The organism is Vibrio sp. NFR, from assembly GCF_027587095.1.
Taxonomy (GTDB): Bacteria; Pseudomonadota; Gammaproteobacteria; order Enterobacterales; family Vibrionaceae; genus Vibrio; species Vibrio harveyi.
Genome location: NZ_JAPPTN010000014.1, coordinates 12,075 through 38,895 on the forward strand (window position 1 = coordinate 12,075; position 26,821 = coordinate 38,895).

The 26,821-nt window shown below is 46.4% G+C and carries 22 protein-coding genes; 8 read left to right on the forward strand and 14 right to left on the reverse strand.

Translation table 11 applies throughout. The annotated features are described in order from the left end of the window. The first annotated feature begins 72 nt into the window (after positions 1 to 72). The 6 genes from OH463_RS21685 to crp all read left to right on the forward strand — a co-directional run bounded on the left by OH463_RS21685 (position 73) and on the right by crp (position 5,725). Complete coding sequence (locus OH463_RS21685; protein WP_269992612.1) at positions 73 to 1,992, forward strand: ABC transporter ATP-binding protein; 1,920 nt, start codon at positions 73 to 75, stop codon at positions 1,990 to 1,992. Next, the gene (locus OH463_RS21690; protein ID WP_005451456.1) at positions 1,989 to 2,468 is read left to right on the forward strand and encodes a TIGR02444 family protein; all 480 of its coding nucleotides are present in this window, start codon (positions 1,989 to 1,991) and stop codon (positions 2,466 to 2,468) included. The genes OH463_RS21685 and OH463_RS21690 overlap by 4 nt, the downstream gene beginning before the upstream one ends. Positions 2,469 to 2,568: 100 nt before the next feature. Beyond that, positions 2,569 to 3,576: a hydrolase gene (locus OH463_RS21695; protein ID WP_269992614.1), complete on the forward strand. Its 1,008-nt coding sequence runs from the start codon at positions 2,569 to 2,571 to the stop codon at positions 3,574 to 3,576. Positions 3,577 to 3,646: 70 nt separating this feature from the next. Beyond that, complete coding sequence (locus tag OH463_RS21700) at positions 3,647 to 3,859, forward strand: YheU family protein (protein ID WP_005432763.1); 213 nt, start codon at positions 3,647 to 3,649, stop codon at positions 3,857 to 3,859. A gap of 124 nt (positions 3,860 to 3,983) precedes the next feature. Continuing rightward, entirely contained in the window at positions 3,984 to 4,853 is an 870-nt protein-coding gene (locus OH463_RS21705; RefSeq protein WP_005432770.1) for a phosphoribulokinase, read from the forward strand. 239 nt (positions 4,854 to 5,092) lie between these two features. Beyond that, a complete protein-coding gene (gene crp, locus OH463_RS21710; protein WP_005381432.1) occupies positions 5,093 to 5,725 on the forward strand; it encodes a cAMP-activated global transcriptional regulator CRP in 633 nt (210 codons plus the stop codon). Between the two features lie 189 nt (positions 5,726 to 5,914). On the opposite strand, the gene OH463_RS21715 is transcribed toward crp, so the two are convergent. The 7 genes from OH463_RS21715 to OH463_RS21745 all read right to left on the reverse strand — a co-directional run bounded on the left by OH463_RS21715 (position 5,915) and on the right by OH463_RS21745 (position 16,203). Continuing rightward, entirely contained in the window at positions 5,915 to 6,706 is a 792-nt protein-coding gene (locus tag OH463_RS21715; protein WP_005451448.1) for a DUF1338 domain-containing protein, read from the reverse strand. A 264-nt stretch (positions 6,707 to 6,970) separates the two neighbouring features. Continuing rightward, positions 6,971 to 8,428: a succinylglutamate-semialdehyde dehydrogenase gene (astD, locus tag OH463_RS21720; RefSeq protein ID WP_269992618.1), complete on the reverse strand. Its 1,458-nt coding sequence runs from the start codon at positions 8,426 to 8,428 to the stop codon at positions 6,971 to 6,973. Positions 8,429 to 8,456: 28 nt separating this feature from the next. Then, positions 8,457 to 9,476 carry an arginine N-succinyltransferase gene (astA, locus tag OH463_RS21725; protein WP_005438349.1) on the reverse strand — a complete coding sequence of 340 codons (1,020 nt, stop codon included), beginning with the start codon at positions 9,474 to 9,476 and terminating at the stop codon, positions 8,457 to 8,459. Between the two features lie 108 nt (positions 9,477 to 9,584). After that, on the reverse strand, positions 9,585 to 10,796 hold the full coding sequence (locus tag OH463_RS21730) for an aspartate aminotransferase family protein (RefSeq protein ID WP_269992622.1): 1,212 nt from the start codon (positions 10,794 to 10,796) through the stop codon (positions 9,585 to 9,587). A 361-nt stretch (positions 10,797 to 11,157) separates the two neighbouring features. Next, positions 11,158 to 11,745 (reverse strand): aminodeoxychorismate/anthranilate synthase component II, encoded by a 588-nt coding sequence (locus OH463_RS21735; protein WP_050922681.1) that lies wholly within the window; start codon positions 11,743 to 11,745, stop codon positions 11,158 to 11,160. A 189-nt stretch (positions 11,746 to 11,934) separates the two neighbouring features. Further along, entirely contained in the window at positions 11,935 to 15,105 is a 3,171-nt protein-coding gene (locus OH463_RS21740) for an ExeM/NucH family extracellular endonuclease (protein ID WP_269992624.1), read from the reverse strand. Positions 15,106 to 15,126: 21 nt separating this feature from the next. After that, positions 15,127 to 16,203 (reverse strand): porin, encoded by a 1,077-nt coding sequence (locus tag OH463_RS21745; protein ID WP_009699971.1) that lies wholly within the window; start codon positions 16,201 to 16,203, stop codon positions 15,127 to 15,129. 624 nt (positions 16,204 to 16,827) lie between these two features. On the opposite strand from OH463_RS21745, the gene OH463_RS21750 reads away from it, so the two are divergent. After that, the gene (locus OH463_RS21750; protein ID WP_005451435.1) at positions 16,828 to 17,223 is read left to right on the forward strand and encodes a hypothetical protein; all 396 of its coding nucleotides are present in this window, start codon (positions 16,828 to 16,830) and stop codon (positions 17,221 to 17,223) included. Positions 17,224 to 17,274: 51 nt separating this feature from the next. Here OH463_RS21750 and trpS read toward each other — a convergent pair whose 3' ends face one another. The 5 genes from trpS to nsrR all read right to left on the reverse strand — a co-directional run bounded on the left by trpS (position 17,275) and on the right by nsrR (position 23,090). After that, on the reverse strand, positions 17,275 to 18,312 hold the full coding sequence (gene trpS / locus OH463_RS21755) for a tryptophan--tRNA ligase (RefSeq protein ID WP_009703488.1): 1,038 nt from the start codon (positions 18,310 to 18,312) through the stop codon (positions 17,275 to 17,277). Between the two features lie 116 nt (positions 18,313 to 18,428). After that, on the reverse strand, positions 18,429 to 19,115 hold the full coding sequence (locus tag OH463_RS21760) for a phosphoglycolate phosphatase (protein WP_005438341.1): 687 nt from the start codon (positions 19,113 to 19,115) through the stop codon (positions 18,429 to 18,431). Positions 19,116 to 19,240: 125 nt separating this feature from the next. Then, positions 19,241 to 19,984 (reverse strand): 23S rRNA (guanosine(2251)-2'-O)-methyltransferase RlmB, encoded by a 744-nt coding sequence (gene rlmB / locus OH463_RS21765; protein ID WP_005451431.1) that lies wholly within the window; start codon positions 19,982 to 19,984, stop codon positions 19,241 to 19,243. 76 nt (positions 19,985 to 20,060) lie between these two features. Beyond that, positions 20,061 to 22,547 carry a ribonuclease R gene (rnr, locus tag OH463_RS21770; RefSeq protein ID WP_005451428.1) on the reverse strand — a complete coding sequence of 829 codons (2,487 nt, stop codon included), beginning with the start codon at positions 22,545 to 22,547 and terminating at the stop codon, positions 20,061 to 20,063. Between the two features lie 117 nt (positions 22,548 to 22,664). After that, complete coding sequence (gene nsrR / locus OH463_RS21775) at positions 22,665 to 23,090, reverse strand: nitric oxide-sensing transcriptional repressor NsrR (protein WP_005451426.1); 426 nt, start codon at positions 23,088 to 23,090, stop codon at positions 22,665 to 22,667. 111 nt (positions 23,091 to 23,201) lie between these two features. Between nsrR and hmpA the strand changes: the two genes are divergently transcribed. Next, positions 23,202 to 24,386 carry an NO-inducible flavohemoprotein gene (gene hmpA, locus OH463_RS21780; protein WP_029789504.1) on the forward strand — a complete coding sequence of 395 codons (1,185 nt, stop codon included), beginning with the start codon at positions 23,202 to 23,204 and terminating at the stop codon, positions 24,384 to 24,386. Positions 24,387 to 24,492: 106 nt separating this feature from the next. Here hmpA and motX read toward each other — a convergent pair whose 3' ends face one another. Continuing rightward, on the reverse strand, positions 24,493 to 25,128 hold the full coding sequence (gene motX / locus OH463_RS21785; RefSeq protein WP_005451422.1) for a flagellar protein MotX: 636 nt from the start codon (positions 25,126 to 25,128) through the stop codon (positions 24,493 to 24,495). 230 nt (positions 25,129 to 25,358) lie between these two features. Beyond that, the gene (locus tag OH463_RS21790; RefSeq protein ID WP_005451418.1) at positions 25,359 to 26,675 is read right to left on the reverse strand and encodes an adenylosuccinate synthase; all 1,317 of its coding nucleotides are present in this window, start codon (positions 26,673 to 26,675) and stop codon (positions 25,359 to 25,361) included. Between the last annotated feature and the right edge of the window lie 146 nt (positions 26,676 to 26,821).

A 26,821-nucleotide genomic window follows, 5' to 3' on the forward strand; every position in this document is an offset into this window, starting at 1 on the left:
CCAATACCCCTACTATTCACCGCGAGATCAACGACCAAGAAACGCGCACTGCGCAAAGTGAATTAAAACTCTATGATTACCTTCTCTGATATTCAGTTACTGCGTGGCGGTAAACCTCTTTTAGACCAAACATCTGCAACCATTCACCCGGGCGACAAAGTGGGTCTGGTTGGTAAAAACGGCTGTGGTAAATCAACTCTGTTTGCCCTACTAAAAGATGAACTGTCGATTGATGCAGGCTCATTTAGCCAACCTCAACATTGGGAATTGGCTTGGGTTGCACAGGAAACGCCTGCACTCGACCGTAGCGCACTGGAATACGTGATTGATGGTGATCGTGAGTTCCGCGATCTTGAAGCTCAACTGGCGATCGCCGAAGAGAAAGACAACGGCACCCTAGTTGCGGAGATCCACGGCAAAATTGAAACCATTGGTGGTTACAGCATTCGCGCACGTGCTGCCGAACTGCTTGATGGTCTGGGCTTTAGCCAAGAGCAAATGAGTTGGAACCTGACTCAGTTCTCGGGTGGTTGGCGTATGCGCCTTAACTTGGCTCAAGCGCTATTGTGTCGTTCTGATCTACTGTTACTCGACGAACCAACCAACCACTTGGATTTGGACGCGGTAATGTGGCTAGAGCGCTGGCTACAAAACTACCCTGGCACACTGATTCTGATCTCGCACGACCGTGACTTCTTGGACCCGATCGTTGGTCACATCATTCACATCGAGAACCAGCAGTTGAACGAATACACGGGTAACTACTCGTCATTCGAAAACCAACGCGCACAAAAGATGGTGTTGCAACAGGCGATGTTCGAGAAGCAACAGAAACAGATGTCGCACATGCAAAGCTACATTGACCGCTTCCGTTACAAAGCATCCAAAGCGCGCCAAGCACAAAGCCGTATTAAAGCGCTGGAGCGTATGGAGAAGGTACTGCCAGCGCAGTTCGATAACCCATTTAGTTTCCAGTTCCGCGATCCTGCAGCCCTACCAAACCCAATCATGATGATGGATGAAGTATCGGCAGGCTACGGTGACAACCTGATCTTAGAGAAGATCCGCCTTAACTTAGTGCCGGGCAGCCGTATTGGTCTACTTGGTCGTAACGGCGCGGGTAAATCAACCTTGATCAAATTGCTGTCTGGTGAGCTCAAAGCGCAAGGCGGCGATCTCACTTATTCACAAGGCGTGAAGATCGGTTACTTCGCTCAGCACCAACTAGAAACACTGCACCCAGAAGAAACACCGCTGCAGCACATGATGCAAATCGCACCAGATCAAACCGAGCAGCAGCTACGTGATTATCTAGGTAGCTTTGGTTTCCAAGGTGATAAAGCGCTTGAGAAAGTCGCACCGTTTTCAGGTGGTGAGAAAGCACGTTTGGTATTGGCATTAATTGTGTGGCAGAAACCGAACCTATTGCTACTCGATGAACCGACCAACCACTTGGACTTGGACATGCGCCAAGCACTGACCATGGCACTGCAAACATTCGAAGGTGCGATGGTGATTGTTTCGCACGATCGCTACCTATTGCGTGCAACCACAGATGATTTGTACCTTGTGCACGATCGCCAAGTCGCACCATTCGACGGTGACTTGAACGATTACTACAAGTGGTTGACCGAGCAACAAAAAGCCGAGCGTAAAGAAGCACAAGCTGCTCAACCAGTTAAAGATAACGCCAACAGTGCAGCGGCGAAAAAAGAGCAAAAGCGACGCGAAGCAGAATTTCGTAAGCAGACCGCACCAATTCGCAAAACGCTGACACAGTTAGAAAACAAAATGGATAAGTTAGGTGAAGCTCTAGCGAAAGCAGAAGAGCAATTAGCGGATAACTCGCTGTATGAAGCCGAAAACAAGGCTAAACTTAACGAAGTGTTGGCGCTTCAAGCTTCTAGCAAAGCAGATCTTGAAGAAGTAGAAATGGAATGGATGTCTGCCCAAGAAACACTCGAGCAGATGGAACTAGAGTTTAATCAATGACAAACGAGCACGCAGAATACACTCTTACCCTAGAACACCTTTGGCAGTTCAGTCTGCAATTTTATGGTGTGCGAGAAGTGAAGGAAGCGTGCTTATCATTGCAAAACAACTACCACGGCAACGTGAACCTATTACTGCTGCTCAGATGGCTCGATGAGCAGCAGGTGATTTTCCAAGAGCAAGACTGGCACATGGTGCAAGGCTGCCTTGGTCGAAGTGAAACCCTGCTCCACTCTTACCGTGAACTTCGTCGCCACCTCAAATCACAAGTTAATGACGCGCTTTATCGCGAAGCATTACAGTTCGAATTGCAGCTCGAAAAACAGCAACAGTCCGACCTCGTCGACTGCGTCAACTCACTCAGATTAGTCAAGAATGATGGCGAACCACTGACGCTGAGATACTGTCGCCAGTTAGGTGGAGAGCATCTGCAACAGGCATTCTCCATTCCAGTTCCAAACATTCAATATCCATAAATCAGTCATAAACCAGTAAAATATCTATACTAAAGCTATAAAGGATTATATTAATAAGTTCTTCAGCGAACATTGAAGGACCATATAAGAGCAGTTAGGTATGACACAATTTTTCGCAGCCGCCGGGATTAAGAACCCGCATCTTCAGACGCTATTGCCACGCTTTATCCGCAAGAAAGCGTTGTTTACGCCTATTTGGCAAACACTCGATACACCGGATGGTGACTTCTTAGATTTGGCGTGGTCACAACAGCCAGATTCTGAAGCCGCTCACAACAAACCAATCTTCGTCCTCTTTCATGGCTTAGAAGGCTGCTTCTATAGTCCGTATGCGAACGGTTTGATGAACGCCTTCTCTAAATCAGGTTGGCTGTCAGTGATGATGCACTTTCGTGGTTGCAGCGGTAAGCCAAACAAGAAAGCCCGCGCCTATCATTCTGGCGAAGTAACGGATGCTCGTTTCTTTCTTGAGCAACTCAATCAGCAATTCCCTAACAACCCTAAAGTTGCGGTCGGCATTTCCCTTGGCGGTAACATGCTGGCGAACTACTTGGCTGAGTATAAAGACGACCCAATATTAAGTGCCGCAACCATTGTCTCTGCACCACTGGACTTAGCAGCATGTGCCAATCGTATTGAACAGGGCTTCTCGAAAGTTTACCGACGTTACTTGCTCTCTTCACTCAAACGCAATGCACTGCAAAAGCACGACTTAATCCAAGGTGAACTCGCCTTGTCGTATAACTCGATCAAACGCGTGACTCGCTTGTATGAATTTGATGACTTGATCACCGCGCCTCTGCATGGTTTTAAAGACGCGCAAGATTATTACGATCAATGTTCAGGCTTAAGCAAGTTGCAACAGATCACCTTGCCAACCTTGATCATCCACGCCAAAGACGATCCGTTTATGACCGAAGAGGTGATCCCAAAATTCGTATTGCCAGACAACATTGATTATCGGCTTTATGAACATGGTGGACACGTTGGCTTCCTGACGGGCACGGCATTAAAACCTAAGTTCTGGTTGGAAGAAGCATTACCGGCTTATTACGAAAGTATCGCTGCTGACTACCTTTCTGCTGTATCCGTACCGCGAACACAGTAAACTACCTAGGCGCGCCAGACACCAACAACCTAAGAGGCGCGCTTAAACATCATAAAAGTTTGAGGTATTTATGATCATTCCATGGCAAGACATTGCGCCAGAAACACTAGAAAACCTGATCCGAGAATTCGTGCTACGTGAAGGCACCGACTACGGCTCAGTCGAAGTTTCACTGCAGAGTAAAATCGATCAGGTCAAATCCCAATTAGAGAAAGGCGAAGCGGTCATCGTATTTTCTGAGCTTCATGAAACGGTTGATATCCAACTAAAAGCAAAGTTTTAGACCCTTCACATTTTACCGTATCCCACTCGATGACAAGGGCTTGTTACGTGCTATAGTGGGTTATCGACCGTGCAGCATACGTGTGCTGCACTTTACAGGTAAGTAATTTTCGACAAGGTTTGTCATGTCAGCGAAACACCCAATCATTGCGGTTACTGGTTCGTCCGGTGCCGGCACAACCACCACTTCTGAAGCCTTCCGTAAGATGTTCAATATGATGAACGTCAAACCAGCGTGGGTTGAAGGTGACAGCTTCCACCGCTTTACACGTCCAGAGATGGATGTCGAAATCCGCAAAGCGCGTGAGCAAGGCAAACACATCAGCTACTTTGGTCCACAAGCCAATGACTTTCCGGGGCTAGAAGAGTTCTTCCGTCAGTTCGGTGAAGATGGCACTGGCAGCGTGCGCCGCTATCTGCACACTTTTGATGAAGCCGTTCCATACAACCAAATGCCGGGCACCTTTACGCCTTGGCAAGATCTGCCAGAAAACAGCGATGTGCTGTTCTACGAAGGTTTACACGGTGGCGTGGTAGATGGTGATGTCAATGTGGCGCGTCACGTCGACTTTCTAATTGGCATGGTGCCGATTGTGAACTTGGAATGGATCCAAAAGTTTGTTCGTGACACGCGCGATCGTGGTCATTCAAGAGAAGCGGTGATGGATTCGATCGTGCGCTCGATGGACGATTACCTGAACTACATTACCCCGCAATTTTCTCGCACACATATCAACTTCCAACGCGTACCAACCGTCGATACTTCTAACCCACTTAACGCTAAAGGCATCCCTAGCTTGGATGAAAGCTTCGTAGTGATCCGCCTGCGCGGTATCAAGAATGTCGACTTCCCGTATTTGTTGGCGATGATTGATGGCTCCTTCATGTCTCGCCATAACACCATTGTGGTTCCTGGCGGTAAGATGAGCTTTGCAATGGAGCTCATAGTGAGACCGATTCTGCAGCAACTCATCGAAACCGGAAAAATTGGCTAAAAACCTCGTTAATTGAGTGTTTACTTTTCATACCGTGATCATGTGCACAGTTTTGCTTACAAAATCTCAATCATGGCACGATTAAAATCAAGAAATCGTTTCCGAAAAAGGATACTATTTCTAACCGAAACACAAGAGAGCTTGCAGCATATAAAAAGTGCTCTTATTCTAGTAAGCCAATTCAGGCTTAGCTAAAATATGGATAGCGCAAGCGTACCCTGCAGAGGAAGTGAGATATTATGGTTCTAGGTAAACCTCAAACCGACCCAACATTAGAGTGGTTTCTTTCACACTGTCATATTCATAAGTACCCATCAAAGAGCACGCTAATTCACGCGGGCGAAAAAGCAGAGACTTTGTACTACATCGTTAAAGGTTCTGTTGCGGTTCTTATCAAAGACGAAGAAGGTAAGGAAATGATCCTTTCTTACCTAAACCAAGGCGACTTCATTGGTGAGCTTGGTCTATTCGAAGAAGACCAAGAGCGTACAGCTTGGGTTCGCGCTAAATCTCCTTGTGAAGTGGCAGAGATTTCTTTCAAGAAATTCCGTCAACTTATCCAAGTTAACCCAGACATCCTAATGCGTCTTTCAGCGCAAATGGCTCGTCGTCTACAAGTTACTAGCCAAAAAGTGGGTGACCTAGCGTTCCTAGACGTAACTGGTCGTATCGCTCAGACTCTTCTGAACCTTGCTAAACAACCAGATGCGATGACGCACCCAGACGGCATGCAAATCAAGATCACTCGTCAAGAAATCGGTCAAATTGTTGGCTGTTCTCGTGAGACAGTAGGTCGTATCTTGAAGATGCTAGAAGAGCAGAACCTAATTTCTGCGCACGGTAAAACTATCGTTGTTTACGGGACTCGTTAATCTCGATTAACGTTTAAAAAATTTAAAAGCCACCAAATGCAAGTTTGGTGGCTTTTTTGTTTTTTGGGAGTTAGACATTGAGAGTCGAGAGCGCTGCGCTTCACAACGGACTTCATCCTTTGAGATGAAGCCTTCTCAGATTCCAAGTAAAAACCCTCTCGAAGCGAAGCGGTGCTCGTCTTGTATCTATTAACCGTTGGTACTCTCGAAGATCTTATCTGCCGATGCAGCTACAAATCCTGGGTACAACTCACCGTTATCCATTGGGTAGCGCTTGGCAAACTCGTAGAAGCCTCCAGGAATCACCTCAACGCCTTCAGTGAAGGTCACTGGCACTTTGTCTGCCATGGTCGATGATTGCTCTAGTAGCACCTCTGGCGTACCTTTTACTTCACCGCCATTCTCGTTGATGATAAAACCTACGGTGCGTAGGTGGTCGTTCACTTGCTTCACTTCTTCATGCTGATTGAGTTGATTCACACTCACCGTGAAGTGGTTCGCTCCGTAACCGTGCGCAGCAAGCCAAGAAGCGTACTCACTCTCTTTCGCTAAGATCTGGAAGTCAGCATAGCTAAGGTCCCACAAACGTCCGCCGTACAAGAAGTCACTGCTGGTCAATTTAGAAGCATCAACCTGCTCCACCAGTTTATGAACGATGGCTTGTAGCTCTGGTGAGCACTCATCCACTTTCAATTCACTGATGAAGACTTTTGGCTGTTTCGGATCTGGGTGCTCAAAATGTTTTGCCACCAGCTTTTTGCTTTCAAATACGTAGTCACCACAGGCTTTGTAACCCACCGCTAGGAATGGCTTCGCTAACGTTTCAATGCCTAGGGGAGCGACATTAAACGTACGTAGCGCAATATGGTCATTAATCAGAGGCTCATCTTCTTGAAGAAGCTGATGAACTTTAGCAGCAGAAGGGCAAAGACGTTGAATGTAGTCTTGCCATAGCGATTCAAATAACACATCGGGCGTCATAACGACTCCTTGTTATGAAATGTAGAGTTAGGGGTAAGAGGAAGTTGACCGCTCGTTCACAGCCCGTGGGCTGTCCAGAATCACGAACGAGCGGTCATCAACCTGTGACGGTATGTGTGGCATAAGTGCCAGTCAGTCAACACGCTCTGGAGAGTCTTAAGCTCGCCTTTGGCGTTTGCCAGCGCGCTTACCAGAATCCTAACTTGGTAAATAGCTCCGGCAGAGAGAAGCGGTGATACTTTGTCACCACTTCGTGTTTCTCTATTACAGGCTTACACCCGGGCTCAATGTGGCAGGTAAGACCGTCTCTTGTCCTTCCATTGATGCCATTGGGTACGCACAGTAGTCTGCTGCGTAGTAAGCACTTGGACGTAGGTTACCTGAGGCACCCGGACCACCAAATGGTGCATCACCACTTGCGCCCGTCAGCTGACGGTTGCGATTCACGATGCCAGCACGAATGTGGTCCACGAAGTATTCCCATTCTTGGTCATCGGTTGAAACCAGACCTGCAGATAGACCAAAGCGCGTATCATTCGCCAGCTCTACTGCTTTCTCTAGCCCTTCGTAGCGCACCACTTGCAGAAGTGGACCGAAGTACTCTTCATCTGGCAACTCAGCAATGTTCGTCACATCGATGATGCCCGGAGAAACAAACGCCGCTTCGCCTGCTTTTGCTTCAATCAAGCTTTCGCCACCCAGTGATTGCAAGTTCGCTTGTGCATCGAGAATGAACTTGGCCGCCGCTACCGAAATTTGCGGTCCCATGAAAGGCGCAGGCTCTGCAAATGGTTGGCCTACACGAATATTGTGTGTCGCTTCCACCAGCTTAGTAATGACTGCATCACCCTTATCGCCAAATGGAATGTATAGTCGACGAGCACAGGTACAGCGTTGCCCTGCACTGATGAAGGCTGATTGGATGATGGTGTAAACCGTTGCGTCTAAGTCACCGTAGTTATCCGAGATAACCATCGGGTTGTTGCCACCCATTTCAAGCGCCAGCATTTTGCCCGGCTGACCAGCAAACTGACGATGGAGAACATGACCTGTGTTTGCACTACCGGTAAACAGCACGCCATCAATGCCTTTCGCATCCGCCAGTGCAATGCCCGTCTCTTTCGCGCCTTGGACTAGGTTAATCACACCTTTTGGTAGACCGACCTCTTCCCACAACTTCATAGCGAGTTCACCCGTCCATGGCGTTTGCTCAGACGGTTTGAAGACGACGGTGTTACCAGCCAATAGTGCTGGCACGATGTGGCCATTTGGCAGGTGACCCGGGAAGTTATAAGGACCGAAGACCGCCATCACACCCAATGGGCGATGACGCAATACAATTTGGTTGCCTGCGGCTTCACGTGTCGCTTCACCCGTACGCTCGTGGTAAGCACGAATAGAAATAGCGATTTTACCCGCCATCGCTGCCGCTTCGGTGCGTGTTTCCCAGATTGGCTTGCCGGTTTCTTTGGCAATCACTTCAGCGATTTTTTCGCTGTTCTCTTTTACTTTCTCAGCAAAAGCCAGCACGATCGCTTCACGCTCTGCAAATGGGCGCTTCTTCCAATCAACAAACGCTTCACGCGCCGCAGATACCGCTTGGTTAACCTGCTCTGCTGTTGCGCCGTTGCCTTGCCAGATCACTTCTTGGTTGTAAGGCGACAGAGACGTAAATGCTTCACCCTGACCTTGTACCCATTCACCTGCAATCCAATGTGTCATTGTTTCTATCCTTAAATTCTGTCGTCAGTTACTGCGGAAGAAGGCGAACAAAATCCCCTTCCTCAACCAAGAGTGCATCCGCCAATTCTGGGGCTAGCACTACGCTTTGCGTTTCTGCGTCATACGCTGCTTTTGCTGCGGCTGCACGAAAGTTCTCGAATGATGAGTTACACATCAAGAAGTCTTGTGTGCTGGTGTGCTCCGAGATTTTGACTTGCGCGCGGAATGAGTGGCGTACCGATTCGATATTACGTAAGTCACACTCCACCGTTGGACCACCATCGAAAATGTCGACGTATCCACGGTTGGTAAAACCTTCACGCTCAAGCAGCTTCAATGCTGGACGTGTGTTGTCGTGCACTTTACCAATCACAGCTTGCGCTTCTGGGCTCAGTAGGTTGATGTAGATTGGCAACTTCGGCATCAAGTCGGCGATAAAGCCTTTCTTGCCGATACCAGTTAGGTAATCCGCAAGCGTAAAATCGATAGAGAAGAAATGCTCTTGAAGCCACTGCCAGAATGGCGAGTTACCGTTCTCGTCTGATACGCCACGCATTTCAGCAAAGATGGTTTCCGAGAAACGTTCTGGGTGCTCTGCCATCATTAAGAAACGGCACTTGGACATCAGACGCCCGTTCAAGCCACCACGGAATTTCTCACGTAAGAACAAGGTACAGATTTCACTGTTACCCGTGTAGTTATTACCAAACGTCAGCAGCTTCACCACGTTGTTTACGCCAAGCTTTGGTGACGAGTGCACCACTTTGCTGATGTGGTAAGAATAAAAAGGCACATCCCAGCCGATCGAAGCTTCAATACCTGTGGTACCTGCCACTTCACCAGTTTCAGATTCAAAACCCACCATTAGGTAGCCTTCATCACCGGCTTCCTTAACGTCAGGTTTGCCAAAACTGTATTCTGAGTGTTTGATTCGATTGGTTAACAGTTCTTCGTTAACCGGTAGAGATGTAAATCCATGACCTGACTCAACCGCACAGGTGTGCAGCGCGTCATAATCCGACATTGCGATAGGGCGAACTACTAGCATCAATACTCCCTCCAGATGCAAGAAGATCCTAACTATATTGTAGGAACAATACCCCCATCAGAGATCCTTGATGGGGGTTTCTAATTTGACGATAAGCGGAGATCGCGCTTAAACCAGCGTTGCGATCGCTTTATCTAGCTTCGCCAAACCTTCTTCGATTTCTTGTTGTGTGATAACGAGTGATGGTGTGAAACGTACGACATTGGCACCCGCAACCAATACCATTAGACCTTGTTTACCTGCAGCAACCAGTACGTCACGCGCACGACCTTGCCACTCTTCATTCAGTGCAGCACCAAGCAGTAGACCTTTACCGCGCACTTCAGAGAAGATGTTGTATTTCGCGTTGATCTTCTCCAGACCTTCACGGAACATCGCTTCACGCTCTAGTACGCCAGCCAGTACTTCTGGTTTTGTCACTTCTTCAACAACTGCTTCTGCAACTGCACACGCTAGTGGGTTACCACCGTAAGTTGAACCGTGCGTGCCCACTTTCATGTGCTCAGCCAATTTTACCGTCGTTAGCATGGCACCGATAGGGAAACCGCCACCCAGTGATTTCGCTGTGCTTAGGATGTCTGGCGTGATGCCTAGACCTTGGTATGCATAGAAGTGACCCGTACGACCGTTACCAGTTTGCACTTCATCGAAGATCAACAGTGCGTTATGCTTGTCACACAGCTCGCGAACCGCTTGAGCGAATTCAGGTGTTGGTGGAATGATGCCACCCTCACCTTGCAGAGGCTCCATCATTACGGCACAAGTGCGATCCGACATGTGTGCTTGAAGTGCTTCGATATCGTTGTAAGGAAGGTGTGTCACATCGCCAGGTTTAGGACCAAAACCGTCTGAGTAAGCCGCTTGACCGCCTACTGTTACCGTGAAGAAAGTACGACCGTGGAAACCTTGTTTGAATGCGATGATTTCAGATTTCTCTGTACCATGAACGTCTGCTGCGTAACGACGTGCTAGCTTTAGTGCCGCTTCGTTTGCTTCTGCGCCAGAGTTAGCGAAGAACACGCGCTCAGCAAAGCTGACTTCTGTTAACTTCTTCGCCAATCGCAGTGCTGGCTCGTTAGTCATAACATTACTTAGGTGCCAAAGCTTGTTACCTTGCTCAGTCAATGCGTTCACCATAACTGGGTGACAATGACCAAGACAGCTCACCGCAATACCACCAGCAAAGTCGATGTATTCATTTCCGTTCTGATCCCAAATGCGTGAACCTTCACCTTTTACAGGGATCATTTCCATCGGGTTATAGCAAGGTACCATTACCTCATCGAATAAACCGCGCTCTACTTTGTTTTCCGTTGTCATTGCACATTCCTTCTTGATACCGCATGCCTAGCAGATAAGCGAATTTAACCGGCACTCTTTGCCAGCAAATAATGTTTTGCATTTAAGCTATTGCGGCATTGTATTTACATTTAATTAACCATTTCAATAGTGATTTATTCTTTTCGCTTCCGAGCGCGACTACCCATACTCACTATCTATGATTATTTATGCACCAAGAAACGCAAATAGAGAAGCGATTTTTTATAAAAGTTATGTATAGCAAGGTTTAGAAAGAAAGGAGAAAAATGAATAGCCGCCACCAAATAGACAGAACGCATAGTTTTGCATTCCCATTCTCAGGCGAAAAACATGAAGAATTTGTTAAGAAAGGTGATCGCGATCAGATCGCTTTGCGCGCAAGAAAGTTCGCAAGCAGTTCGTGACCTTGTTCTGTCTTAATCGACTCAGGATGGAACTGTACCGCGTCAATTGGCAGGGTTTTATGCTGATAACCCATGATTTCGTCCATGGCTCCGTCAGGCAGTTCAGTCCAAGCGGTCAATTCAAACACATCAGGTAATGTGCCGTTTTTCACCACGAGAGAGTGGTAGCGGGTTACCGTAAGTGGGTTATTAAGGTTTTTAAACACACTGCGACCGTTGTGACGAATTGGTGATGTCTTGCCGTGCATCACTTGTCGAGCACGTACCACTTCCCCTCCAAACACCTGCGCAATCGCCTGATGACCAAGGCAAACGCCTAAGATTGGTAACTTACCAGCAAAGCATTCGATAGCTTGTAGAGAGATACCCGCTTCGTTAGGGGTACAGGGACCTGGAGAGATCACCAAATGAGTTGGGTTGAGCGCCTCAATGCCTTGGATGTCGATTTCATCGTTACGCACCACCTTTACGTCTGCACCAAGCTCGCAGAAGTATTGGTAAAGGTTGTAGGTAAAAGAATCGTAGTTATCGATGATCAACAACATAAAAGGTCGGTTGCTCCAATCCGTTTTGGCAATGCTTAAGTGGTGAATCGCCACGTTCGTGACAATCAAGGGCGGTATTTTGCTATACCAAGCAAGAAAGGCAAGTTTTTGCTGAATAAAAAGGCCAGCATAGGCTGGCCTTTGGTCTTTACAGCTATTTAGGAACTGTTTGTCAGGAAATAAATTCGCTTAGCCACGACGGCGTAGGAAGCCTAGACCTAGCATCGCAAGTAGCGCGCCAAAGCCAAATGAACCACCAGAACCATCTTTTTCTGGGTGAACAGGTTTCACATTGCTTGAATCACGTTTAATAAACTCCACATCCGTCACTTTCTGGTTAACAACACCTGAAGTTTCGTTGTTCAGAGTCATCGTCAGCTCATACTTACCAACTGGTAGTTTTGCTGAATCAAACATCACCATTTGCGCACCATCTTTATCCAGTGTCACTTTTGGTAGTGCTGGAGCATCAGCCGGAACAGGAGAAATAGACAAGGTTGCTACATCACCCTTTTGAGCCGTCGCTGGAACTGCGTAACCGATATCTGCGCGACCGCTCTTCGTTGCGATTGTCACAAGTCGCTCACCAGCCTCACCGTACTTGTAGCCTAGTGTAACGAGAGCAGAATCGTGGTCAGACGAACGGTATGGGTCTTGTGAGTAGAATGGGTTTGGTTCATTCGTATCACCGCCCTTGTACTTGCTGTTGTAATCGTACAGTGACGACTCTGGCGCATTGATGTGCCAATCAACAGCATCAATTAAGCGCTTATCTAGTGAACCAGAGATCAATAGGTGATCCAACGAGCCCACTTCATCATTGTATGAGTAACTCCAAGCCGTTTCGCCTGCAGGCATCATTCGATCAACCGCGTTGATGTAGCCGTAAGTCTTAGTAATGACTTTGCCTTCTGGACCAAATTGAGGCAGTTTACCAATGAAGGTGTAACCCGCTGCAGTCAGAGTTTTACCTGTTGGGTTAGACGTTAGAACCAGCATTGGATCTTCGTGTGCGTAAGAGTTCATGTCACCAAGAACTACTTTGTCACCTTCGATCTTCGCCATCTCTTCACCTAGGTGGTAAGCCGCAGCAACACGGAAGTTCTCACAAGAACCCTGGAAGTCATCATCGCTCTTCACATTATCTTTTGAAGGATCGAATTTTTCCCATGTTTCCCAACCTTTCCAATCTTCGTAACAAGTCGAACCTTTAGATTTCAAGTGGTTTACCGAAACCGTTAGACGCTTACCTGTGTTCAAGACTTGGAAAGTAGCCGCTACCGTATTACGTTGGTAGTTATCACCGCTCTCACGGATTTCACCTTTGCTGTCTGTGATTGGAGCACCGTTTTCATCGACGATCATTGGTGCATGTTGACTTGGCATCGGGATAACTTGACCAGAGATCACAGAGACTTTTGATGGGCGGTAAATAATACCTGTAGTAATCGCATCAGAGCCGACCGTATCTTGGTCATCCAGAATGGTGTCGCCGTTTTTATCAAAACCAACGAACACGTAACGGTTGTGGATAGAGTTTGACTTATTACGGTCACCGTAATCTTCATCGTCGTACTTCGCATTGATTGCGGCAAGCAATTCATTGATTGCACCAAAGTCACCGAAACCATTGTTCTCGATTTCCATCAAACCAACGATATCCGCATCTAGACCGTAAATTGCTTCTACAATCTTGGCTTGTTGACGATCAAAGTCCAGCTGTGATTCAGCACCACGGTTGTCACCAAAGCTGTTATCAGAACCGCCATATGGTGAGTTGAAGTAGTTCAGTACGTTTTGTGTTGCGATACGAATGTTGAATGAATCAGCCGCAGAGTACGCATCGTTTGTTTCCTTGATCGAAGGCGCTTTAGTTCGATCGGTATTGTGGATGAACGCTTTGCTATCAACCGTATTCGTTGGGATCAAACGGAACTCGTTGTACGAGTAATGCAGAACACCTTCTAAACCAACGACAGAGTCGTTGATGCGGATGTAGTTTTTCTTTGGATCAGCAAAGAAATCTGGGTAGTAAGGAATTTGACCATTTGGTGCTTTAGCATCGGTATCAACATAAACACGGAAGTCATTGTTTTCTGCTTTTTGTGCCAGAGATTCTGCGCTGCCTGCTACATGATCTTGGTTTGGCTGTGGGTTTGGACGCTTGTATGCCAATACCATGTTGTTACGGAAGCTACCAAAATCAAAGCTGAACGAACGAGAAACACGCATGTTCTGCTCGCCATCTTCAGTTGCATCCATATCTTTCACCAATCGAACAGGCATGCCTTCTAGACGTTCCAGTGTCGAACGGAAGTTTTCATCATCGCTATCGATACGAACCATATCAACTGGCGTTGGTGGTACCTGAGAAGCGTTTTCTACTTCCCAAATGTCATTCGTTGGAATCAGTGTTGTTACACCATAGTTCTCTTTTACTTTGGCACGAACACAGATTTGTTGACCAACCATGTCTTGAGACAGCTCGCCTTTCGTCTGAACGAACACACCGTCTGATGTCTTAACATTACCATCAGCATTATTGTCGTAAAGGAAGAAACCCTTCACTAGATTCGTAGTTACCGCACTCACAACACCTGTCACTAAGTACTCATCTGCCGACTCGTAACCAGACTCAATCAGAGGCGATGAATAACCTTCACCTTGCACTTCACCAATGGTTTTGTAAGAAAGGCTGCCTGCAGCATCAGCACATGGCGTGTTTTCTGGTGGTGTAATTGGATCGTTATTTACTGCAGTAGGATCACCAAGACCACCGAAGTCGTCTTTTGCAAACTTGTCCCACTGAGATTCATCATATGTCGTCGCTTGTGTTGAACCTGCTTTACGGCGCATGGTTCGGTCATCCCAAAGCTTATCGCCCTTGTAACCGTAAGTACCAAAGATATCCTTAATGTCCGCTTCCGCTGAGCTTGTACCCAACCACACTGCGTCATCACCGTTGAAGTTCATTGCTGAGTGTTTTACTTCATCGTAAGTACCAGCAACAACTGTCACGTCCTTACCGCCCAAACGTTCAATGAACGCTCGCATTTCAGCACCCGCGTCACCATTAATAACAACGATGCTCTTACCAGGTTGTAAAGTTCTACCGTCCTTACCTTTCAGTACGTTGTTACCATCTTTATCTTTAATCTGGTTTTTGTAAGACGAGTAGTACAGCGACAGTGTACCGTCAAAGGTATGTGCTGCAGAGCCTATGTTGGTAATTTCGACGGCTTTATTTGATGCCGAGCCTTCAACATACTCAGAAATAATGATGTCGTTAATATCCGCAAATGCTGCGCCACTTAGTACACTACTAATCGCACCCGCGAGTAGGGTCATTTTTTTATTCATGGGAAATCTCTCTATCGTGGGTTAGAAGTAAACGCGCGCATAAGCGTAAGCGTCTTGAGCAGCATCACCAGCGTTCATTTCAAGCGCAATAATGCTTGAGCTGGTTGGTTTGTAGTTCACGCCTAGCGTGCCCCATGTGCGGCTTGTACCCCAGCTGTATCGCTTACCATCCCAAACATCACTGCTTGGATCCCACGCTTCATATTCTTCGTAGTTGTAAGAGCCCACTAGCTCCCACTGCTTGGTGAAAATGTATTTCGCAGAAACCAAAGCACCTTGGTTTTCTTGGGTCTGGTAATCATTGAAGATGCTTTGCTTGTTCTCTTTATCGGTGTTATCGACAACCGTTTCTTTGCGAGCAATATCTTCTTCTTCGTAGAACGCGTTGAAGCCTAAGTGAATGGTGTCGTTAACTGCGTAACGCATACCAAAACCAACCAAACGTTGTTCACCGTACTTCGACTTACCATCAGAACCACCGCGACCTTCTAAACCAACAACAGCTGAGAAGCTATCGCCAAAGTAGCCAATGTAGCCGTTCACAATGTCACCCAGCTCAGAACCAGATGAAGACTTACCACCGTAAGTGTATGAAGCACCGACTTTTACATCATCAAAGTAACGACCTTCGTATTTGATTGTTACGTCTTGGTCACCAGCTTCACCAGTTTCTACAGTTGTATCAAAAGTGAAGTCACCCCACTTATCGTAATCATCAAATGCTGTATCCGTCAGGCCGGCTTCAATGTACTGGTTTTCCCACACATCGTAGCCAACAAATAATTTATCGATGGTTAGAACTAGATCGCCAGAACCGTACTTCCAGTTCTCACGTTCATAATCTAGCTCTAGACGGTAGTGCATTTTGTCTCGCTTACCTTTGACGCCTAACGTAGCGAAAGAGTCATCGATGTAGCTTTTTTCATCAGTGTAAAATTCACCGTATTCGTAGTTTGCGCCAACATGTCCGCCAACACCCACTTCGCCATACAGTTTTAGAAAGTCTCCGTTGTCATCTTCATATATGGTCGCAGCATTGACCGCTGTCGCCATAAATAGCGAAGAGATCGCTATAGCCACTGCATTTCTTTTCAGCATGCCTATTTCCTTGTTGTATTTAATTTCAAATGGAATTTCGTTCTATATGTCAAACTGGGCTCTGGCGTTTATTTAACCAATACTATTGAGTGTTTAATCGGTAAGTTTTGAGCGCGAAAAGTCTCCTGACCTATTCCTTGCGAGGAAGATCACAGTTCAACTTGATTCATTTATTAACTAGATAAATCTCTCTTTTTTATGCAAAAAGAAAAGTAAAAGGCATGCTAATTGAGAAATGTTTCACAAATATTTAGTTATTATTATGAGGTGTTTTATACATTCAACAGATTTTGTTGTTAACAGAATTAACAATAACTTTAAATATGTAAAATTAGATCAATTACCCAGTTTTATATTTCCCATAATGTTAAGCAAAATATTAATAATGGTTTTAACAAGGCTGTTTCGTATATTACTTAGGTCATTTTCCGAGCAAAAAACATCAACACTTGCTAATTTAGCGGTTCATTTTCTTCATTTTATTGCGAATCATTCTCCTTTTAATGGTTGATTTTATAAATTAATCATTATTTTCGACACTAACACCTAGTCAATTTGATAATCAGGGGTTATAACAACGCAGCAGGATATCCATAAAAACTCATATTAAAAACAGGACTGAAAATGAGACGATTTCAACCAGTTGCGCTAACTCTCGCTTGCTCGGTATTTCTTGCTGGATGCCAAGCCATCCCAGACGAACTCAAGACAAGCCAACCATTAAAGCCGAACACAACCCAACACTTAATTGAGAACGCTAAAGCCGAGCTTAACCAGTATGAACACTTTGATGTAAGTGATGAGGGGATGATTACTTTCACCGCTCAGTTGCCGCGATTCTCGCGTTACGCTTGGGATCCAGTTTCGATTACCGAATCAAGCTATCAAATCGCATGCGAGGATCTGCGTTACTTCACGGAACGCGGTTTTGTGATAAAAGCATGGTTTGCAGGACCACGAGGACGTGCCGAGTACTACAATATGGCACGTTGCGAGGAAGAAGCCTCTTCCAGAAAATAAGCATAAAAAAAGCTCCACCAATGGTGGAGCTTTTTTGTATTCGAATTTTACCTATGGGCGAGCGACAAAACCTACAGCTTCGTACGCTTTCTTCAACGTTTCAGCCGCACGTGCCGATGCTTTCTCAGCGCCTTGCTTCATTACTTCGTTCATGTAAGCGCGGTCAGCACGAATGCGGTGATATTCAGCCTGAATTGGCTCAAGCATAGTAACCAGAGCCTCACCAACGTCTTTCTTGAATGGACCGTACATTTCAACACCTTGGTATTTCGCTTCAATCTCTTCAAAGCTCATGCCTGTTGCCGCAGAGTACAGACCCATTAGGTTAGAGATACCTGCCTTGTTGTCCCAGTCGTGAGCGATACGCGGTGGTGTTTCTGTGTCGGTTTGCGCTTTGTTGATCTTCTTAATGATCGACTTTGGCTCTTCCAGTAGCGTGATAACGTTCTTACGGTTGTCATCAGATTTAGACATCTTCTTGGTTGCGTCTTGAAGGCTCATTACACGCGCATTTACCGTCGGAATGTAAGGCTCTGGCACTTGGAAGATTGGCTGCTCTGGTGAGTAGATGTTGTTAAAGCGGTTAGCAATATCACGCGCTAGCTCTAGGTGTTGCTTCTGGTCGCTACCTACAGGCACTTGGTGTGCGCCGTACAGCAGGATGTCTGCCGCCATCAGTACTGGGTAGTCAAACAGACCAACGTTTACATCACCAAACTGGCTTGAGTTGTCGTTTGAGTAACGTGCAGATTTGTCTTTAAACTGCGTCATACGACCCAGTTCACCCATTTGGGTGTAACAGTTAAGAAGCCAACCAAGTTGAGCATGCTCTGGTACGTGTGACTGAACAAATAGCGTGCTCTTCTTCGGGTCAACACCAACTGCCAGACAGATCGCCAGTGCGTCTAGAGTCGCTTCATGCAGCGCTTTAGGGTCCTGACGAACCGTAATCGCGTGAAGGTCTACCACACAGTATTGGCAATCATAATCGTCTTGCATCTGCTGCCATTGACGTAGAGCACCCAAGTAGTTACCGATACTTAGTTCACCTGAAGGTTGAACACCACTCAATACAATGGGTTTGCTCATTAGAATGATTCCTTTGACTTCTTAATCTAATTAAATGAAAAAAACCGTGCAGTAATAGGTGCACGGTTTACTCAGTGTACTCATTAACGAGTATTTTGGAAGCTCTTTTGTAGCCGTTATGCAGAAACCGCTACAACGTCCAATAATTCTGCCAAACTGTCAGCGACAAAATCTGGATTTGATGCAGAGATAGACTCACCGTGGTTGTAACCATAAGTCAGACCAAATGAGGCACAGCCTGCATTCTTTGCCGCGAGAATGTCGTTCTTCGAGTCACCGACCATCAACATTTCACTTGGTTGGATTTGGTGTTTTTCCATCAGCCAGTTCAGTGCTACTGGGTTTGGTTTTTTCTCTGGAAATGCATCACCGCCAAGAACATCAACAAAGTATTTTGCGATGTCGTGCTTTTCTAAAACATCAGGCACAAACTTCGAAGGCTTGTTGGTTACCAATGCCATAACAAAGCCGGCTTTGTGTAACTCTTCCAGTGTCTCTTTTACCGTCGGGTAAAGGTGGCTTAATTTGTGACCGCTTTGATCATAGTAGTCATCAAACAGTACACGCGCTTTTGCACGAAGCTCTTCACTCAACTCTGGGTTGATGGTCAGGCTTTGGCTTAGTGAGCGTCCAATCAGCACGTCTGCGCCGTTACCAACATAGTCACGAACCTGCTCTTCTGAAACAGAAGGAAAACCAAGAGCTTGAACGGCTTGGTCTGCCGCAACCGCTAGATCCGGCACGCTATCAAGCAAAGTACCGTCTAGGTCAAAGGCAATGAATTTAATGTCTTGTTGAGTCATAACTTCCCTGAAGATTTTTATTTATAAATCGGTGAAAACGACAAAGGATGGCACCCCATCCTTTGTTTTTATCATTGTGTCTGACTTTGTAGTAACTATTTGTTTATTAGAAATTTATTTAGCAATTACTTTGCAGCAATACGCTGACGAACCGCTTCAAACAAACAAATGCCAGATGCCACAGATACGTTCAAGCTTGAAACGCTACCTGCCATTGGGATCTTAATCAAATCATCACAGGTTTCGCGAGTCAGACGACGCATGCCGTCACCTTCTGCACCCATTACGATAGCAAGAGGACCCGTTAGTTTTGCTTGGTAAATATCGTGCGTCGCTTCGCCCGCCGTACCAACAAACCAGATGCCTTGCTCTTGCAGTGTACGCATAGTACGAGCCAAGTTGGTCACTCGGATCAATGGCACGACTTCTGCTGCACCACAAGCTACTTTGCTTACAGTTGCGTTCATCGGTGCAGAGCGATCTTTCGGTACGATGATCGCTGCTACGCCAGCTGCGTCGGCATTACGTAGACAAGCACCTAGGTTATGCGGATCCGTCACGCCATCCAACACCAATAGTAGCGGTGACTCATGCTGCGCGAGGATGCCATCGATGTCGTTTTCGTTCAGCTGTTTCGCTGGCTTCACGCGAGCGATGATGCCTTGGTGGTTTGCGCCACGCGCTTTGTCATCCAAGGTTTTACGCGTCATTTGCTGAATCGAAACACCACATACCTGAAGGTCATTTAAAATTGGCATTAGGCGATCGTCTTGACGACCTTTTAGTACAAATGCTTCGATAAAACGCTCTGGTTCGCGCTCCAATACCGCCTTCACTGCGTGAATGCCGTAGATAAATTCGTTACTCATTGTTTAACCTGTTGTTCTGGTCGTATTGCCTGCGCCAATCTACCCCTTTAAATCCAGACTAGATTGGCGATTCAGCCTACTCAGCGTCGCTCTTAGTACGCTTAGTCTTTCTCGGCTTACTGTGTGGCTTTTTCTTGCGTGCTTTCTTCGGCTTTTTAGCACCTTCAGTGTCACTGCGTTTTGCTCCATTTTTGCGAGGTTTTTCTGCTTCAGCAGATTCTGGTCGCTTGGTTGGTTCAATCGCAGGTATTGCACGAGTGCCGCCTTTCGTTGCCGCACGTTTTTTCTCTTTCGCTTTGCGTTTGGCATCCGCTGCGCGTTTCTTCGCAGTCTTACCTTTGCCGCGTAGCTTACGGCTTGTTTCGATTAATTCAAAGTCAATTTGCTTGTCATTTAAGTTAACCGCAAGCACTTTCACTTTTACCGCATCGCCTAGGCGATAGATGTTACCGAAGCTTTCGCCGATAAGTCTTTGACCAATAGGATCAAATTGGTAGTAGTCGTTCGCTAGCGTTGAAATATGCACCAAACCATCGATATGCAGTTCCGTCAGACGAACAAAGAAACCAAAGCTGGTTACATTGGCAATAACACCATCCAGCTCGTCGCCAACATGGTCTTGCATGTATTCACACTTCAACCAATCTGCCACTTCACGAGTTGCGTCGTCTGCACGGCGCTCTGTCATCGAACATTGCTCACCGTAGAAGTCCATGTCGTCAAACGAGTAATGGTAACCGCCAGTTGGTGTCCAACGATCTTGGTTGCGACCTTCTTCTTTAGCAATCAGGTACTTGATTGCGCGGTGCAGCAACAGGTCAGGGTAACGACGAATTGGCGACGTGAAGTGCGCGTAACGTTTCAGCGCTAGACCAAAGTGACCGGCATTGTCTGCGTTGTATACCGCTTGCTTCATTGAGCGCAGTAACATGGTTTGAATCAGTTCTTTGTCCTGACGTTCTGCAATTTGTTTTACCAAATCTGCATAATCGGTTGGTGATGGCTCTAAACCACCTTTCAGATCCAGACCTAGCTCACTGAGGAAATCACGGAACCCCTGCAGGCGCAGTTCACCCGGAGATTCGTGAACACGGTATAACGCTGGCTCTTTTGCTTTCTCAACGTAAGACGCTGAAGCGATGTTCGCTAGGATCATACATTCTTCGATGATCTTATGTGCGTCGTTACGAATTACCGGCTCGATGCTTTCAATCTTACGATCCGCATTGAAGATAAATTTAGCTTCAACGGTTTCGAATTCAATCGCACCACGGTTATCACGCGCTTCTTTAAGTACTTTGTACATCGCGTGCAGCTCTTCAAGGTGAGGAACGACAGCGTGATAACGCATGCGCAGCTCTTCATCCCCTTCTAGAATCGCACCCACTTTGTTGTAAGTCAGACGCGCATGCGAGTTCATCACAGCTTCGTAGTGTTTATAGCCTGATAGCTTACCGGTGTCAGAGATGGTCATCTCACATACCATACACAAGCGATCAACCTGAGGGTTAAGTGAACACAAACCGTTTGATAGCACTTCAGGTAGCATTGGCACAACTTGCGATGGGAAGTATACCGAGTTACCACGGTTGATGGCTTCTTTGTCCAGCGCAGAGTCTGTACGCACGTAGTAACTTACGTCAGCAATTGCGACCCATAGGCGCCAACCGCCACTCTTTTTCTTCTCACAGTAAACCGCATCATCAAAGTCACGAGCGTCTTCGCCATCAATGGTTACTAGCGGCAAGTCACGTAGATCGACACGACCTTCTTTTGCTTCTTCTGGAACTTCTTCGCCCAGATTTTCGATCTGTTTATCGACGGCTGCTGGCCAATCGTGTGGAATTTGGTGGGTACGGATTGCTATTTGCGTTTCCATGCCCGGCGCCATGTTCTCACCAAGAACTTCAACCACTTTACCCATCATGCCACGTGAGCGAGAGCCGCGATCAGTAATCTCAATAACGACCACGTTACCCATACGAGCACCTGCTTTGTGCTCATTTGGGATCAGAATATCTTGGCTGATGCGAGAGTCATCTGGCACAACGTATGAGTAGCCGTATTCAAGGAAGAAACGCCCCACGATCTGCGTGTTACGCTCTTCTAAAACACGAACAAGACGACCTTCACGACGACCACGCTTGCTATTGTCAGTTGGTTGCACCAACACGTAGTCACCGTGGATGATGTGCTTCATCTGGTGATGCGGCAGTACAATATCATTATCCTTGCCGACACTGCCTTCTGGACGAACCCAACCATGACCATCTTTGTGACCAATTACGTAACCTTTCACCATCTCAAGTTTTTCTGGCAACGCGTAACACTGACGGCGCGTAAATACGAGCTGACCATCACGCTCCATTGCGCGCAGTCGACGGCGTAAACCTTCGTAATGCTCTTCACCTTCAAGTTTTAGCGCTTCAAACAAATCATTGCGATTCATCGGTACGCCCGCTTCTTCTAGAAACTCAAGAATGAACTCTCGGCTTGGGATTGGATTTTCGTAATTTTTGGATTCACGATCTGCGAAAGGATCGTTTGGAATATTGTCTGACATAGGCACGCCTATCTAGCAAGGAAGGTATAGAGCTAGTATATCCGAGTCTCTCGATAAGCTACAGAAATTGCTTTAAAAAAGAGTGTCAGTGAGAAGATTTATAGAACGTTAAGAAGGCTAAGGACGGGTAAGTAAGATCAGCAGTTCAGAATTATCACTTAATAGCTCTTCAATCGTGCAGCCATCTAATTCAGCCAAAAACGCCATTTTCGCTTTCGCTAGCTTTTCTTTTAGACGACATGCCGGCGTGATATGGCAAAATTCCACAGAACAATTCACCAAATCTAATGGTTCTAAATCACGCACCACACCACCGACAGTGATTTCTTGCGGCGCTTTCATCAAACGAATACCACCATTTTTACCGCGCACCGTATGCACATAACCAAGCTGACCAAGACGGTTAATCACTTTCACCATATGGTTACGTGATACACCAAATAAATCAGTCACTTCGGTAATATTTGTCAGCTCATCTTTTGGCAATGAAGCCAAGTAAATCAAGGTTCTGAGCGCATAATCGGTAAAGCTAGTTAACTGCATGTTGCTATCCTCTTTAGTAGCAAAATTGTAATTCTTTTCTTGATCGAAAGATACATTTGAGATACAACTTTAAACATGCATTACAAATACAACTTTAAATAGGAAGCCATTATGCTCAGCAACCAAACCATTGATATCGTGAAAGCAACCGCACCACTTCTTGCTGAAACCGGTCCGAAGTTAACGGCACACTTTTACGATCGTATGTTCACCCATAACCCTGAGTTGAAAGACATTTTCAACATGAGTAATCAGCGTAATGGTGACCAACGTGAAGCTCTATTTAATGCAATCTGCGCTTACGCAACCAACATCGATAACCTACCAGCACTGCTTGGTGCAGTAGAAAAAATCGCCCATAAACACACCAGTTTTATGATCACCAAAGATCAGTACCAAATCGTTGGTACACATCTACTTGCGACGATCGACGAGTTGTTCTCTCCGGGTCAGGAAGTGATTGATGCATGGGCAGAAGCTTATGGCGTGCTGGCCAATGTATTTATTCAGCGTGAAGAGCAAATCTACCAAGAGAATGCAGCACTGCAAGGTGGCTGGCGTGGCCTGCGTGAATTTGAGTTGGTGGGCAAGCAGCTTGAGAGCGAAAACATCTGTAGCTTTGTTTTCAAACCAACCGATGGTGAAGTGGTTTCTGAGTACAAACCTGGTCAATACCTAGGTATCTACATCAACAGTGATAAGTTCGAAAACCAAGAGATTCGCCAATACAGCCTATCCTCTGCGGTTCAAGAGAACACTTACCGTATCTCGGTAAAACGTGAAGAAGGCGGTAAAGTATCGAACTTCCTTCACGATGAGTTGAGCATCGGCGATAAGGTGCAACTTGCGGCACCTGCGGGTGATTTCTTTATGGATGTGGACGCGGCTACACCGGTTGTTTTGGTATCAGCGGGCGTTGGTCTAACTCCGACTCTATCAATGCTTGAGAGCCTTTCTGAGCACCAAGCACCAGTCACATGGGTACATGCTACAGAAAACGGTCAACAACACGCATTCAAACAGCACGTAAACCAGCTCGTAAATGCTAAAGAGAACATGAACTCGTTGGTTTGGTACAACCAACCAACAGCAGAAGACAAGATTGGTGAAGACTTCCACTTCACCGGTTTCGTCAACTTAACTGAAATTGAAGCAGCCCTTAAGCAAGACAACGTACAAGTCTACTTCTGTGGTCCTGTTGGCTTTATGCAGCACGTCGCGAAACAATTACTTGAGCTTGGCGTAGCGCAAGAGCAGTTCCATTACGAGTGCTTTGGTCCACACAAAGTCGTTTAATCGCCTGCAATTACGCTTCGGGAAAAACAACAAAGCCCACATGATGTGGGCTTTGTTGTATGTATTGGCAGAGCTTTATGAAGTTACTGGTGTTTTAAAAGTACACCTACCAGAAGGTGTCGCGGCGCTTAGCGCGCGCAATAATGTTTTGTGGCATGCGTTGCTCAAGACCGTTTCTCAGCATCGCAATACGTTTGTGCTTTCTTTGATCGGCAGTCACCGAATTATAAAGCCAACGGTAGGCATCTTCGTAATCCAAAGGGCTACCGTAATCACGCAGCAATAGCTCAGCAAGATGAATACGCGCATTTAAGTTGCCCATTGCCGCCGCTTCTCGCAGGTATGGGATTGCACGTTCTTTATCTTGTTGGACTAAAGTACCGCGAGAGTAATAGCGACCTAGCTGCTCTAGTGCAGCTGGCAAGCCTTGGTGGGCTGCGTTTTCCATGTAGTACAGACCGAGCTCTACGTCTTGCTCTACACATACGCCCCACGCCAACATATCGCCATAAAGGAATTCATAAGACGGCAAGTTAATGCGCGTCGCACGTGCCACGATATCTTCCACTAGCTGGCAGTTATCAGCGCGCACGCGTTCTAAGTGCTTATTCTGCTCAATAAGCTTAATAAGCTCTGCTTCGGTGTAGATGGGGACAGGCGCCCCTACATCGGCAACATCTGCCCAAGCCGATGTCGCACTCAGCATCAATAACAGTGAAGCAGCCACTGTTCGTAACTTCATAAATGTACTCTTTAAGGTATCTAAGAAACCAAAGATCAGCCAAGGATCTCCTCTGCTTGATAACCTTATCGGCAAAGGTCAGTTAAGCTTTAGGCAATTTTTGCCTCCTACTTAAGCTTAACGGCAAATATTTGCCACGGCGAGTCGCATTTTTCGGCAGTGAACCCAACTCACAGATACAAAAAAACCGGCTATAAAAGCCGGTTTTTATAATCTCTAACGAGTATCGATTAAGCTTCGAATGGGTGAACCTTAATGATAGTTTCGTTACGGTCAGGACCTGTAGAGATGATGTCTACTGGCACGCCAGTTAGCTCTTCGATACGCTTGATGTAATCTAGAGCAGCTTGTGGTAGCTCTTCGATTGATTTCGCACCGAATGTGTTCTCAGACCAACCTGGCATTGTTTCGTAGATAGGCGTTGCTTTTTCGAATGCTTCAGCAGCCATCGGAGAAACTTCTAGCGTAGAGCCATCTTCCATCTTGTAACCAGTACAGATTTTTAGCTCTTCTAGACCATCTAGTACGTCTAGTTTAGTTAGACAGAAACCAGATACAGAGTTGATTTGGATTGCACGACGCATAGCAACAGCATCGAACCAACCAGTACGGCGTAAACGACCTGTTGTCGCACCGAACTCGTGACCAACTTCACCTAGGTGTTTACCTACTGGATCTTGCTTGTCTAGACCGTCGTATAGCTCAGTCGGGAATGGACCTGCACCAACGCGAGTACAGTAAGCTTTCGCGATACCAAGGATGTAACCGATGTGACGAGGACCGAAACCAGAACCTGCAGCAACACCACCAGCAGTCGTGTTAGAAGAAGTTACGTACGGGTAAGTACCGTGGTCGATATCAAGTAGAGTACCTTGTGCACCTTCGAACATGATCTTGTCGCCGCGCTTACGTGCTGCGTCTAGTTCGTCAGTTACGTCGATAACCATTGAAGTTAGTAGTTCAGCGTAGCCTTTCGCTTGCTCAAGTACTTCTTCGTAGCTTACTGGCTCAGCTTTATAGAAGTTAACTAGTTGGAAGTTATGGAATTCCATTACTTCTTTTAGTTTCTCTGCAAAAGTAGCCATATCGAATAGGTCGCCAACGCGTAGACCGCGACGAGCAACTTTATCTTCGTATGCTGGACCGATACCACGACCCGTTGTACCGATAGCTTTTTTACCGCGAGCGATTTCGCGAGCTTGGTCCATTGCAACGTGGTAAGGAAGAATTAGAGGACATGCTTCAGAAATGAAAAGACGTTCGCGTACTGGAATGCCGCGCTCTTCAAGAGGTTTCATTTCTTTAATTAGAGCTTCAGGCGATAGTACAACACCGTTACCGATAACGCATTTTACGTTATCGCGAAGGATACCTGATGGAATTAAGTGAAGAACGGTTTTTTCACCGTCAATTACAAGTGTGTGACCTGCGTTGTGACCGCCTTGGTAGCGTACCACGTATTTTGCATCTTCAGTTAAAAGGTCTACGATTTTACCTTTACCTTCGTCACCCCATTGGGTGCCTAGAACGACTACGTTATTTCCCATCTTTCCAAGTCTGATTGCTAGTTAAAAATGGATTCTAGCACCGAATCACTCTTCTTGCAGTCATTTTTTGTTCACAGAGTTGATACTAGAATGCAAACTCGCCACCCCTGCTCATTTCGAAATCACTACATCGCTGATAATATTTA

Excerpts from the sequence above, each read along its gene's own strand:
- OH463_RS21685 (WP_269992612.1), top strand. The coding sequence starts at position 73 with ATGATTACCTTCTCTGATATTCAGTTACTGCGTGGCGGTAAACCTCTT.
- OH463_RS21740 (WP_269992624.1), bottom strand. The coding sequence starts at position 15,105 with ATGAATAAAAAAATGACCCTACTCGCGGGTGCGATTAGTAGTGTACTA.
- OH463_RS21745 (WP_009699971.1), bottom strand. The coding sequence starts at position 16,203 with ATGCTGAAAAGAAATGCAGTGGCTATAGCGATCTCTTCGCTATTTATG.
- OH463_RS21735 (WP_050922681.1), bottom strand. The coding sequence starts at position 11,745 with ATGTTGTTGATCATCGATAACTACGATTCTTTTACCTACAACCTTTAC.
- OH463_RS21750 (WP_005451435.1), top strand. The coding sequence starts at position 16,828 with ATGAGACGATTTCAACCAGTTGCGCTAACTCTCGCTTGCTCGGTATTT.
- OH463_RS21715 (WP_005451448.1), bottom strand. The coding sequence starts at position 6,706 with ATGACGCCCGATGTGTTATTTGAATCGCTATGGCAAGACTACATTCAA.
- nsrR (WP_005451426.1), bottom strand. The coding sequence starts at position 23,090 with ATGCAGTTAACTAGCTTTACCGATTATGCGCTCAGAACCTTGATTTAC.
- OH463_RS21695 (WP_269992614.1), top strand. The coding sequence starts at position 2,569 with ATGACACAATTTTTCGCAGCCGCCGGGATTAAGAACCCGCATCTTCAG.
- OH463_RS21730 (WP_269992622.1), bottom strand. The coding sequence starts at position 10,796 with ATGACAACGGAAAACAAAGTAGAGCGCGGTTTATTCGATGAGGTAATG.
- astA (WP_005438349.1), bottom strand. The coding sequence starts at position 9,476 with ATGCTAGTAGTTCGCCCTATCGCAATGTCGGATTATGACGCGCTGCAC.
- trpS (WP_009703488.1), bottom strand. The coding sequence starts at position 18,312 with ATGAGCAAACCCATTGTATTGAGTGGTGTTCAACCTTCAGGTGAACTA.
- OH463_RS21705 (WP_005432770.1), top strand. The coding sequence starts at position 3,984 with ATGTCAGCGAAACACCCAATCATTGCGGTTACTGGTTCGTCCGGTGCC.
- hmpA (WP_029789504.1), top strand. The coding sequence starts at position 23,202 with ATGCTCAGCAACCAAACCATTGATATCGTGAAAGCAACCGCACCACTT.
- crp (WP_005381432.1), top strand. The coding sequence starts at position 5,093 with ATGGTTCTAGGTAAACCTCAAACCGACCCAACATTAGAGTGGTTTCTT.
- OH463_RS21690 (WP_005451456.1), top strand. The coding sequence starts at position 1,989 with ATGACAAACGAGCACGCAGAATACACTCTTACCCTAGAACACCTTTGG.
- rnr (WP_005451428.1), bottom strand. The coding sequence starts at position 22,547 with ATGTCAGACAATATTCCAAACGATCCTTTCGCAGATCGTGAATCCAAA.
- OH463_RS21760 (WP_005438341.1), bottom strand. The coding sequence starts at position 19,115 with ATGACTCAACAAGACATTAAATTCATTGCCTTTGACCTAGACGGTACT.
- OH463_RS21700 (WP_005432763.1), top strand. The coding sequence starts at position 3,647 with ATGATCATTCCATGGCAAGACATTGCGCCAGAAACACTAGAAAACCTG.
- astD (WP_269992618.1), bottom strand. The coding sequence starts at position 8,428 with ATGACACATTGGATTGCAGGTGAATGGGTACAAGGTCAGGGTGAAGCA.
- motX (WP_005451422.1), bottom strand. The coding sequence starts at position 25,128 with ATGAAGTTACGAACAGTGGCTGCTTCACTGTTATTGATGCTGAGTGCG.
- OH463_RS21790 (WP_005451418.1), bottom strand. The coding sequence starts at position 26,675 with ATGGGAAATAACGTAGTCGTTCTAGGCACCCAATGGGGTGACGAAGGT.
- rlmB (WP_005451431.1), bottom strand. The coding sequence starts at position 19,984 with ATGAGTAACGAATTTATCTACGGCATTCACGCAGTGAAGGCGGTATTG.